The organism is Acinetobacter sp. 226, assembly GCF_048147925.1.
Taxonomy (GTDB): domain Bacteria; phylum Pseudomonadota; class Gammaproteobacteria; order Pseudomonadales; family Moraxellaceae; genus Acinetobacter; species Acinetobacter pecorum.
This window is the reverse complement of the sequence record NZ_JAYWYX010000046.1, coordinates 1-8,705: the sequence shown is the minus strand read 5'-3', so window position 1 is coordinate 8,705 and position 8,705 is coordinate 1. Positions and strand designations below refer to the sequence as shown.

General features: G+C 35.6%; 13 protein-coding genes. 6 read left to right on the top strand and 7 right to left on the bottom strand.

Annotation, left to right across the window (positions count from 1 at the left end; translation table 11 throughout):
• Nucleotides 1-340 precede the first annotated feature (340 nt).
• Nucleotides 341-1,684 carry a hypothetical protein gene (locus VXP95_RS14835; RefSeq protein WP_416712309.1) on the top strand — a complete coding sequence of 448 codons (1,344 nt, stop codon included), beginning with the start codon at nucleotides 341-343 and terminating at the stop codon, nucleotides 1,682-1,684.
• A gap of 119 nt (nucleotides 1,685-1,803) precedes the next feature.
• Here VXP95_RS14835 and VXP95_RS14830 read toward each other — a convergent pair whose 3' ends face one another.
• Nucleotides 1,804-2,085, bottom strand: a complete 282-nt coding sequence (locus tag VXP95_RS14830; RefSeq protein WP_000985610.1) for an addiction module antidote protein — start codon at nucleotides 2,083-2,085, stop codon at nucleotides 1,804-1,806.
• Nucleotides 2,086-2,388, bottom strand: coding sequence for a type II toxin-antitoxin system RelE/ParE family toxin (locus VXP95_RS14825; RefSeq protein ID WP_000286964.1), 303 nt, complete (start codon nucleotides 2,386-2,388; stop codon nucleotides 2,086-2,088).
• Nucleotides 2,389-2,555: 167 nt separating this feature from the next.
• Between VXP95_RS14825 and VXP95_RS14820 the strand changes: the two genes are divergently transcribed.
• The 3 genes from VXP95_RS14820 to VXP95_RS14810 all read left to right on the top strand — a co-directional run bounded on the left by VXP95_RS14820 (nucleotide 2,556) and on the right by VXP95_RS14810 (nucleotide 4,976).
• On the top strand, nucleotides 2,556-2,969 hold the full coding sequence (locus VXP95_RS14820; protein ID WP_416682359.1) for a hypothetical protein: 414 nt from the start codon (nucleotides 2,556-2,558) through the stop codon (nucleotides 2,967-2,969).
• A 2-nt stretch (nucleotides 2,970-2,971) separates the two neighbouring features.
• Entirely contained in the window at nucleotides 2,972-3,286 is a 315-nt protein-coding gene (locus tag VXP95_RS14815) for a hypothetical protein (RefSeq protein WP_004917622.1), read from the top strand.
• A 706-nt stretch (nucleotides 3,287-3,992) separates the two neighbouring features.
• Nucleotides 3,993-4,976, top strand: coding sequence for a RepB family plasmid replication initiator protein (locus tag VXP95_RS14810; RefSeq protein ID WP_151710986.1), 984 nt, complete (start codon nucleotides 3,993-3,995; stop codon nucleotides 4,974-4,976).
• A 13-nt stretch (nucleotides 4,977-4,989) separates the two neighbouring features.
• Here VXP95_RS14810 and VXP95_RS14805 read toward each other — a convergent pair whose 3' ends face one another.
• Together VXP95_RS14805 and VXP95_RS14800 are read right to left on the bottom strand one after the other, a co-directional pair.
• Nucleotides 4,990-5,526 (bottom strand): hypothetical protein, encoded by a 537-nt coding sequence (locus tag VXP95_RS14805; protein WP_416712308.1) that lies wholly within the window; start codon nucleotides 5,524-5,526, stop codon nucleotides 4,990-4,992.
• Nucleotides 5,526-5,816: a mobilization protein gene (locus VXP95_RS14800; protein ID WP_416712307.1), complete on the bottom strand. Its 291-nt coding sequence runs from the start codon at nucleotides 5,814-5,816 to the stop codon at nucleotides 5,526-5,528. The genes VXP95_RS14805 and VXP95_RS14800 overlap by 1 nt, the downstream gene beginning before the upstream one ends.
• Before the next feature lie 208 nt (nucleotides 5,817-6,024).
• Between VXP95_RS14800 and mobQ the strand changes: the two genes are divergently transcribed.
• Together mobQ and VXP95_RS14790 are read left to right on the top strand one after the other, a co-directional pair.
• The gene (mobQ, locus tag VXP95_RS14795) at nucleotides 6,025-6,996 is read left to right on the top strand and encodes a MobQ family relaxase (protein ID WP_416712306.1); all 972 of its coding nucleotides are present in this window, start codon (nucleotides 6,025-6,027) and stop codon (nucleotides 6,994-6,996) included.
• Nucleotides 6,993-7,463 (top strand): hypothetical protein, encoded by a 471-nt coding sequence (locus VXP95_RS14790; RefSeq protein WP_005022342.1) that lies wholly within the window; start codon nucleotides 6,993-6,995, stop codon nucleotides 7,461-7,463. The genes mobQ and VXP95_RS14790 overlap by 4 nt, the downstream gene beginning before the upstream one ends.
• Nucleotides 7,464-7,469: 6 nt before the next feature.
• On the opposite strand, the gene VXP95_RS14785 is transcribed toward VXP95_RS14790, so the two are convergent.
• The 3 genes from VXP95_RS14785 to VXP95_RS14775 form a co-directional block, all read right to left on the bottom strand.
• Nucleotides 7,470-7,895, bottom strand: a complete 426-nt coding sequence (locus tag VXP95_RS14785) for a hypothetical protein (RefSeq protein WP_179991870.1) — start codon at nucleotides 7,893-7,895, stop codon at nucleotides 7,470-7,472.
• A 135-nt stretch (nucleotides 7,896-8,030) separates the two neighbouring features.
• The gene (locus VXP95_RS14780) at nucleotides 8,031-8,246 is read right to left on the bottom strand and encodes a hypothetical protein (RefSeq protein ID WP_004811702.1); all 216 of its coding nucleotides are present in this window, start codon (nucleotides 8,244-8,246) and stop codon (nucleotides 8,031-8,033) included.
• Nucleotides 8,236-8,532: a BrnT family toxin gene (locus VXP95_RS14775; protein WP_111886105.1), complete on the bottom strand. Its 297-nt coding sequence runs from the start codon at nucleotides 8,530-8,532 to the stop codon at nucleotides 8,236-8,238. The genes VXP95_RS14780 and VXP95_RS14775 overlap by 11 nt, the downstream gene beginning before the upstream one ends.
• Between the last annotated feature and the right edge of the window lie 173 nt (nucleotides 8,533-8,705).

The window sequence follows — 8,705 nt, the reverse complement described above, 5'->3', positions numbered from 1 at the left end:
AAATTGCAAAAGTGCATATTCTAAAAGCGGACATTTTTACTTTGGAGAAACCGGACATTTCTATTTTGGGCTTACATCTAAGTTTCGTATAACCGCCATTATGTTAAATGGGGGGGAATAAGACAGTAAATGCCAGTTTATTAAATTTTAAATAGAACGTTTTTTTACTAAATTTTAGATAAAAATAATCTTCTAAGTACTCAATTAGCTTACCTTCCTGTATAAGAACAAGGCGAAGTTTCAGGGTTTTATGAAATGATATTGAATGCTTACAAAAGTATTCTAAATTCAGTATTTTTATAAAATTTTAAAAAGTAATTTTTTTCAAACAAGGATTTATATGTTTCACAATAGAAGAACATTATTACCTTTAACTCTTTTATCTGTTTTATTAGTCGCATGCGGTGGAGGGGGGGGAGAAAGTAGTCCAACGTCATCAGATACATCTGTGCCGAAGCCTATTGTAGAAACTTCTGTATTAAGTCCAGATTTGACACATGGCTATTTTGAAATTGAAAATTCTGGTATTGCTAATAACTCAACCATTAAGTTTTCACCATTTCATACAGATAGTGTGGTTGAAGCATCTGCTACTAACAATAATATGTGGGATTTAGAGATTCTTACACCAAGCAATGATTTATCTGCCCATATTAATAATTTGGCGGGTCTTTATTTTTATCCTAAAGAAGATAAAGTTGGAGTTTTTAGCTATTCAGAGAATGATAAAGGACATCTGACGGTTCGATGTCAAAATTCGTGTAGTGATACATTTTCTTATAAAATTGAAAAGCAAAGTAATGGTAAAACTTATTTTATTATAAATGCAAATGGTTCTATAGCAGGACGTTTAAATAATAATGATTTTGCATCAACTGCCAAAATTAAAGGCTCTGTTAATTTTGAAGTAAATTCTAATTGGCCAGTATGGGACACCAAACGCTTTAATGAATATCATGCGAAATCAGACTTAGTTGTTAATGGTAAACCTGCAACAATAGAAAAATTTTTGGATTGGAAAACTAGCTCTGTTTTAACTTTTACTACAGATAAAGAATACTATTTTAACTTTAATAATCCTGTGGATCTTGATCACGATAGATTTATTTTAACGGAGGGGAATTATTTTAGTAATGAACAGCCTAAAGATGTATACATATATAAGGGATACTTCAATCGAGATTTTACATTAAATACAGATTATGAAAATGGTATAACCACCTTTAAATTTATCAATAAGTTATTTACTAACCCTATTGAATATATTGCTTCTCCAGAGTTGAAAGTATCTGGAGGTTTTGTAAAAAAAGTTCCTTATGGTCAAGTGATTGCAGGAGATGAAGTTTTTAAAATTGATGAAACAGTCGCAGCAGTTGTATATGCAGAAAATGAAAGTAAGTATTTTCGCTTTATGAGTCGAGATAATCACTCTGATCTCGAGTTCACAGTGAAATACGATACAATTACTAAAAATGTAAATGTAGCGTATCAAAGACCAAAGAAGGGTCAATTAAATGTGAATATTTATCTGAAATGGAACTGTAAATTGACGAATAATCATTGTACTGGTGTCACTGTCAATGATTCAGAGGGAACAATTGAATTTAAAAATGTGCAGTTAGATGATGGTCGTCTAATAAATGGCAAGTTTGGTCATTTAGGAGTAAACGATCTTGTAAGATGATAAATTCATAGTTATATTCCATAAAAATATAGAAATGTTAATTCTTCTAAAATTAACATAATACACGTTATATGAAGTCGAAAAAGGGAGCTTTAAGCTCCCTTTTTTACTAGTTTTTTTTAAATTGCTAAGCGTAAATTCAGTGCTTTTACCACTTTAATAACAGTATCAAAGCTTGGATTTACATCGCCAGAAAGTGCTTTATAAAGACTTTCTCGGCCTAAACCTGTGTCTCTTGATAATTGAGCCATTCCTTTAGCTTTAGCAATATTACCTAAAGCTTTTGCAATGAATGCCGCATCACCATTAGATTCATCTATACAGGCTTGTAGGTAAGCTTGCATATCTTCTTCTGTTTTAAGATGTTCAGCACTGTCCCATTTACGAAGTTTGATAGCCATTTACAGCTCCTCCTCTAAATCTTGTGCTAGTTGTAGGGCAAGTTTTATATCTTTACTTTGCGTAGACTTGTCTCCGCCTGCTAAAAGAATAACGACCCTTTGCCCTTGCTTACAGTAATAGATCCTGTAGCCAGGTCCAAAGAAGAAACGTAATTCAGAGACACCTTCACCGACTGGCTCAGTATCTCCAAAGTTTCCATCTTCAACCCTATCAATTCGGACTTGTATACGCCTTTTTGCCTGCTGGTCTTTTAACTTAGTAAACCAGTCATCAAAGACTTCAGTGGTATATATTGAGTACATAAGAGTAATGTATCCCATAGGATACATTCATGCAAGAAATAAACTTGGATGTATGGGGCTTATAACAGAATTTCGTATAACGCCCATTATGTTAAATGGAAGCTAACGACCTCCAAGAAAATCGGTATAGTGTGAATAGTTATTGAGTAGATAAGAGAATTAAATTAGTGAAATACTCAAATGAAAAAATAGTTAAAGCTCTCTTACTTGCTCCTTTACCGTTACTTTTTTTCATAGCAGTCCTGTTTATCGTAATGAATCAGGAATACAGCCTATACTCGATTTTAGTGGTTCTTGTAGGGCATGGCCTTGTCTACTTAGCGTATTGTATTTTGACTGTGCCTTTCAGCTTCATATTCTCAATTATTTTAAATCGTTATAACAGTCTGAATTTATTAACCATCTGTATTAGCTCTCTAATTATTGCTGCTCCATTTTTTATTCTTTTTGGATGGAGTCACACAGGAGAAATTTCGAAAGAGTGGTGGAAAATGTATACCAATACATGGACTATTTTTATGGCTTTCTTTCCTGGCTTATGTTATTGGCTGTTTTTAATTAATTTAAAAGATAAAGAATAGTTATGAAAAAAATATTATATTTTAATTTCTTAGCGATTATTTTGACTTACGTATCTTTGCTTTATCAAAAAAATATATTAGTTGCTCGCATAGTTGTAGATAAGCTTGAAAAAGTTGAAGTCATAGCTGGGGGATTTCCTCTACAGTTCCTTATAGATGGTGAAACCTCTCCAGTCGGAAGTATAAGTATCAATCCTTTATTTATTTTCATCGGCATGGATCAATTTGTTTTTCTCAATTTTTTTATTGATTATTTATTTTGGATAAGTATTTTATTTGCTTTTTCTATGATTGTGAAAAAGTACAGAATTGTATAGATCTCCTAAAATTAACATAATACGCCTTATGCGAAATGCGTTATAATTATCTTTAGAAATCAATGCTGTAGTTTCTAGTTGATAGCTCATCTTCCCCAAGGTGGGCTTTTTTTATGATTTTTCACGTTCCACGCCTATTCTTTGATCAATGTTTCACAACTTTGATTAGCTCCATTAAATAATTAAAACCTAGATAATAAGAACCGAGCGAGTGTCTACGAGCGATTGAGCATCATCAAAATTTCACGCTCGCCTTTTCTCTGATTACAAGCTCCCTTTCGATTTTAAACGGTAGGTACAGAGCATCCCGAATGGGTGCGAACTTTGGAGCTTTTGCTTTTCAAAAAGTATGAGCGAAGCGAATACATTACCAATGCTTTTGCTTTTAGATTTCACAAACAGGATTAACCAAAAACTGCCCCACGAAGCGAGGAACGAGCTTCAATAGAGTACGAGCTTTAGCGAGTACATAGGGCAGTTTTAAGTATTTCCCTATTTTTTAATATTTTAAATATTTTTAAATGTTTTTAGACCCCACTCAAAGCCATGCTGTGCGTGGCTTTGCAAGGTTTAACTATGAGGGATTGACGCATAACTATGAGGGATTGACGCATAACTATGAGGGATTGACGCATAACTATGAGGGATTGACGCATAACTATGAGGCGATATATTATTCTCATAATTAATAATAAGGAATACAAAAATGAGTAAGCTCTTAGTAGTCAAAGCAAATAATATTATTGAAGCTAGTTATCAACTGTCTTTGAATGAACAGCGCTTAATTTTGGCGGCTATAGCCTGTATACCCAAAGGCGAAGAAGTGACAGATAACACAGGTTATTGCGTCACAAGGGAATCATTTATTGAGTTAGGTGTTAACCCAAAAACAGCAAGCAGAGAAATTAGAGAAGCATGTGATCGACTTTTTAATAGAGTTATTACAATAACAACTGAAGCAGGGACATTTAAAACTCGATGGGTTCAAGACATCATGAAATACAATAGTGATTGGGCTTTGGCTAATCCTGAATTTATCCAAGAGGTGACAGGGAGCGATCCTTATGCAGAAGATTATATTTTGGCGGCAATAAGGTTTAGTAAGTCTGTATTACCCTTTATTAGTAACTTATCATCTAACTTCACACAATATTTTCTTCAAGACATAGCAGGAGTAAGTAGTGGGTATAGCGTTCGATTTTATGAATTAATGATGCAATTCAAGAGTACAGGTTATCGAAAAATAAGGCTTGATGACTTGCGCAATATGCTTGATCTGAATAATAAGTATCCATTAACGGCAGACTTAAAAAGATGGGTAATAGATACCGCAATTGATGAACTTAATGAAAAATCTCCCATTACAATCAAATATAAACTGTTAAAAACAGGGCGTAAGTTCACACACATAGAATTAAAATTTAAGCAAAAATTGTCACCTAAAAAAATAGAATCTCAGCGAGATCAAAAAACTATAGATATGTTCAGCAACTTATCTGACAGTCAAATTAAGACCTACAGTTCAGTATTATCTAAGGTTCATAGCATCTCTGACTTAGCCGACAATAAAGATTACCCAGCCTTTTCAATATGGATTGCCAATATTTTACGTGACCCTACATCCGTCCGAGAGGAAACCGCAAAGCGGATTTTTAAAGCATTGCGGACTGAAACAGACTTCAAAGACTAAGATTTTATATACATTACGTCATAGGGAATGCTGAGTACAGTTTACGGCAAGTCGGATATTTAGCTTGAATTTTATGTAAATAATATGCCTGATCTTTTTCAAGAAAGCCGTTCAATAAACCACTCTTATCAGTATAGAAACAACGTCCTTTTGCTCTATCCCATGCTAAAAAAGGAGTGGATGGCTTACTTATTGATATAACATCATTATTACAGTGAAGTAGTGCCAGTGAACTTACCTGATAATTTCTTGCTTGGTTACCATCTGGCGGATATGCTAAACCAATTATCAAATTTCCTTTTTTTATATTCTTAATTTTAAAATCGCCATTCCATTCATTTGGGCTAGAATATCTAAACCAAGCTATTAATGGGCAAAAAATAAAATTATGGTTAGAAAATTGAAATTTAGTCTGATTTTTATCTGATTCAAATGATTGAACCCTTGCTATAAATACCTCATTTGGTGAGTGTGGCATACATGCACTAAGATTTTGCGAACCCATGATTGTCGCTAAAATTCCACCCCATAAAATTAGTGTTTTTTGCATTATTTAGATATCTCAATATTTGGTAAGTCAAAAAGCTGTCTATCCCGATCTTCTGTTAAATACTCGTTGAGTTCAGCGAGTATTTTTTCTTTGTTGGCTTCATTACTTTGCATCTTTTTAATTAAATAAGAACCAAGCAAAATTTTACGTCTAGTATCATCCTTTCTTTCCTGCTCTTTCTGCTTTGATTTTTCTCTAGCTTCGATAGCTTGTTTTCGAGCCTTTAACTGTTTCAGCTTCTCTAATTGGGCTTCGATTTTCTTTTCAAGAGTTTCAGCAGCTTTTGTCATGATTCAGATTTCGGGATATAGAAAACCACTCAAGCATAAGGCTCTATGAACTAGAGTTCAAGCGAGCTATATGCTATCGTGTTTTTCATGAAATGCGCACTTACGACTTGGATTTCATCCAAGTCAAAGTTTGCGTAAGGGGATTCCCCTTAACCCCAAAAAACTGCTACGCAATTTTTTAAAAGCAAAAGCATCTCAAGGCGACTGCATGGCAATCTATCATTGTTCAACTAAAACAGTTAACCGAAGTTCAGGACGAACTGCGGTTGCATCAAGTGCCTATCGTGCAGGTGAAAAACTAGAAGATGAACGCACAGGGCTGACCCATGACTTTACGAGAAAAGACGGTGTCGCCCATGCTGAAATTATCTCTAATTTAGATATTGAAATTGACCGTGGCGAACTTTGGAACTTGGCAGAAAAAACCGAGAACCGCAAAGATGCCCGAACCGCTAGAGAATGGGTGATTGCCCTGCCTGATGAATTAGACGCTGATCAACGTAAGGACTTGGCAAAAGACTTTGCCAGGTCCTTAGTTGATCGCTATGACGTAATCGCAGATTTAGCCATCCATGAACCGAGTAAAGGCGGTAATGATAAAAACCATCACGCCCATATCATGCTCACAACCCGAAAAGCCGAATTGGACGCAGACAATAAACTTACTCTGACCACCAAAACCAATATTGAACTCAGCAACGCCAAACGAAAAAGCCTTGGTATGGGGACAACCCAAGAAGACATTAAGCAAATTAGAGAAACATGGGCAGACTTAGCCAATAAAGCATTGGAACATGCAGGCTACCGAGAAAAAATAGATCACCGCAGCTATGCCGATCAGAACAACGGACTACAAGCCACCATCCATGAAGGCACCAAAGTCACTCAATTACGCAGACAAGGCATAGACACTGAAATCAGCCGTTTCAATGACAATGTGAAACAGCAGAATACCCAACAACTTGACCAACAGAAACAGCAGAAAGAGAGCGTTTTACAGCGTGGTTTAAACCGTGTCGATCAAGGTTTTGATCAATGGCAGAAGAACCAAGAAACCAAACGTCTAGAACTGGAACGCCAAGCGGAAATGAAGCGACAGCAAGAATTAGATAAACAACGAGCCGAGCAAGCACTCCGCAAGGCATCTCAAAAACTAAGTAGAGGCGGAATGTCATTATGAGTAATCAAAATGATCTAGATGACCAGTTATATATTTTATTGGCATCCATGAAGGAATACAGGGAAGCCATAGCAGATGATAACAAGCGATTAGAGACGTTTTACAATAAAGTAGCTAGTGGGGTACTAGAACAGAGCAAAAAGACCCTAAATAACGCAAATCAGGAAGCTACACGCGCCCTTCAAGGTCGTATTCAGGAGTTAGATAAAGCCACCGATAAATTGAACTACAGATTTATTGCCTTGTTGTGTGCAATTTTCCTTAGTCTGGTATTAGTTTTCCTGTCTTTTATATTTTTATTTATTCCAAGTTTTGATGAGATCAAAGAACGTCGTGCAGAAGCAGCTTGGCTAGAACAAAGATATAACCTAGATATTAAAAACTGTAATGGTAAATCCTGTGTCCGGATCATGAAAAATGACTGTCACGGGCCAAACAAAGATTATTGCGTGATTGACCCTAAATAATGCTTTTTAAAGCGGAGCTGCAATCCAATAACCGTGGTTAGCGCAAACATCAGGAATAGGATCAGTAATAGATCGAGGTTTCGTTGGGTACTGGCCTCCACCAAGTCTAATTTCATCACCTACAAAAACTTTATGATTATTAAATTTGTTGGTAATACTGATCCTACCGTCACTTGTATATTCTAACTCGCTGCTACTAGCCCAGATAATAAAAGGGCTGGTATCACTGTTTAGACGAATACAACCATGTGGATCTAAATGTAATTTGCCACCTGCAAGTGAAACCATATAAGTCTTCACTTCGGGACTTTGCTTGATAAAAAATACTGGTTTTACAGGTTCTATAATATTAGAAACTAAAGCAGGCTTTGCCATGCAGCCAGTAAGCACAGAAATAATGAAAAAACTTTGGGCTAAATTATATATTTTCATAGTCAACCAAGTTATGAGATGGGACAGTACTTTGCTTGGTTTCTTTCGTTATTCAATTTATACCGGTGCACGCAAAGTGGCTCGACTTTGAAACATGGCTAAAGCCCTATTTCAAAGCATCGAGCAAAATTTTAATTAAACACGTTTCAATGCCATGATATGACGAACCATCTCGTTAATATGCTGTTTTGTTTCATCATCTTGAGAACTTAGCCAAGTTACAACATCCGCATCAAAAGCTTTTGCTTGAGCAATCGCATGGCGTTCTTGTAATTTTTTCACGAAGTTTGGTTTTACTACTGGCGCATTGGTAGGGTCAAAATTTTTATAGCGTTCTAATTCATTTTGCATGGTTATACCTCCGCTTTTGATTGTGTGATGGCTCAAAAGCAGTAATGATTCTTGCAACATCACCACGTTCGACCCAAACCACTGTTAGTAGTCTACCACGATTGCTTAGACCGATTGATATCAACCGTTGTTCGTCATAATGACCAAGATCGTCAAAGGACATCAGCTCTGGATCAAGAAAAACGCTACATACTTCTTCAAAAGTAATTTCACGCCCTCGATAGACTATTTCCATTTTTTTATCGTGCCATTCAAATAGCAGACCGTAATACTCAATCAACGGCATCTTTAGCCTTTTCCCTAGATTTACAACCTTCTAAAAGTCTACTTAGAGGGTTTCACTTATTCAATAACTCATTAATTTAAATGGGTTCTAACATCTAATGTTATTCCCAAGTAGAAATGTCCTACCTAATAACCAAATAGAAATGTCCTATATGGACATTTCCAAGTCAAGCA